Raw genomic sequence first — 1,945 nt, forward strand, 5'->3', positions numbered from 1 at the left:
GTCCAGTTCGCTTTCGAGCAATGGGTGGATGTCGTACTTGGTGTAAGTCGCGCCCCCAGGAAGATTTCCTTCTAGATTGGAATAACTTTGCCATTGGTAATATTCCTCGCCAATCACATAAACTCGTCGCTTCTGAAGGTAATTCGGACGCCCATGGTCACTGTAGTCGCCCGTAAGTATTGCGGTTGCAATAATTCGGGCCATTACGGGGACTTTTGCCGCCCCTTGCGCTCCCTCCTGATAGAGTTGCCGCTGAATTACAGTATGGCCCGCTGATTCGCGGGACATCATTTGCGCAGAGCCATACCCGGCGGCAGTGCCGAAGAGTTCACTAATTGATTTTCTCTGCGCCAGCATACGCGGTGTGTTTGCCAAGGCGACGGAATACATTGAAGGAGGGTGGCCGTCTTTTTTTGCGGCATCAGGCCCGCTCGGCTGACGACTCGTAGCTTCTTGCTTCATCGATTCCATATTAGAAACCTCCTGGTGAGCCATAAGCTGACTTGAGTCGGCTAGGGATTTCCCTGCTAAGCATACGCGGCCAAGAACGCATGCAGTATCAGCCGGATGCTGAGATTGCCGCTCCTTGAAGCCGAGAGCCCGATGTCACCGCCGCCCCGAACTCGCGATGCGGAAACGCCACTTGAAACCTGGTGTCGACGTTCGTGCTGCTCGGTCTGAACTTCTCCAATCGATCGATATCGATCCGGGGACGTTCTCGAGATGATTTCGCCGCGCCTTCACGTCGTAGAGGCGGAGTCGGCACACGTTTGAGTAGACCCGTCCGACGTGTCCGAGATGCACACCCGAACGGACCCGTAGCCGGGACACGCGGCCACTGTTGATGAAGGTCGCCTTCGGCAAGCACTGTTGCTCAGCGAACGAATTTGATCGACCTAAACCAGCCGGAAGAAGCCGTTGTACTGGCAACGCCTAGGACGTCTCGTGTCCGTCTGCCGTAGCAAGTGCTGGAAGCCTCGATAAATATTGTCATCTCGTAGGCTACAAATGGCAGGCGGATCTAACGAGCATGGGCGCATGAGCACCTCTGCCACCACGATGCTGGCCGCCTACCTGCAGGCCGAAACCGATGTCCTGCTCGGCAAGGAAGCGCGCCTCGGCGACCGCGTCTTCCGGAGCGAGGATCTGGCCGAGATCCGCGCYGGCCGACAAGAATGGGAACGCCGCGTCGCCGGTGAGCGCGACCGTACATCGGGCGTCCCGACCCTGGGCGGCCTGCGCTTCAGCGTCGCGCGTCTCCACTGATGGGCGCGCGTCTGAATCCGGTCGATCGCCTCGTCTCCTGGCTCGATCCGCAGCGCGGCCTGAACCGACTGCGCAACCGCACGCTGCTGGCCCACTACGAGGCCGCACGACCGAACCCGCAGCGCAAATTCCGTCGTGATGGCGGCTCGCCCAATCAGCTGGTCGAGCAGGGCGCTGCACCGCTTCGCAACCAGATGCGCTACCTCGACCGCAATCACGATCTGGTTGTCGGTGCGCTCGACGTGCTCGTCAACAACACGGTGGGCGCCAACGGCATCGGCGTCGAGTTCCAGCCGCGCACATTGAGTGGCGAGATCCATGCGGAGTACGCCGCAGCGCTGTCGGCCGCCTGGCGCGACTGGCAGCGTCGCCCAGAGGTGCGCTGGCAGCACAGCTACGCGCGCTGCCAGCGCCTGCTCGCCCGTACGCTGTATCGCGACGGCGAGGCGTTCGCACAGCGCCTCAGGGGCAGCGTGCCCGGTCTGGACCACGGCACCACCGTGCCGTACTCGATCGAGATGCTTGAGCCTGAGTGCGTGCCGATGGACTTCAATGACTCGGCGCGTGGTATTTCGCAAGGCATTCAGTACAACGCATGGATTCGCCCGACCGCGTACTGGGTCAGCAAGGGGTACCCTGGCGAGGCAGCGACGCTTCACCAAGACCTAAAGGTGGTTAC

At 60.7% G+C, this 1,945-nt stretch carries 3 protein-coding genes; 2 read left to right on the forward strand and 1 reads right to left on the reverse strand.

Annotation, left to right across the window (positions count from 1 at the left end):
* A partial coding sequence (locus AC1D15_RS29500; protein ID WP_477828815.1) for a hypothetical protein occupies positions 1 to 471 on the reverse strand: 471 nt, incomplete at its 3' end.
* Positions 472 to 1,038: 567 nt separating this feature from the next.
* On the opposite strand from AC1D15_RS29500, the gene AC1D15_RS29505 reads away from it, so the two are divergent.
* Positions 1,039 to 1,266 carry a DUF6148 family protein gene (locus AC1D15_RS29505; RefSeq protein ID WP_477828816.1) on the forward strand — a complete coding sequence of 76 codons (228 nt, stop codon included), beginning with the start codon at positions 1,039 to 1,041 and terminating at the stop codon, positions 1,264 to 1,266.
* The coding region (locus AC1D15_RS29510; protein WP_477828817.1) for a phage portal protein at positions 1,266 to 1,945 on the forward strand (680 nt) is incomplete at its 3' end. The genes AC1D15_RS29505 and AC1D15_RS29510, both read left to right, overlap by 1 nt.

The organism is Rhizobacter sp. P2_H2 (genome assembly GCF_056403375.1).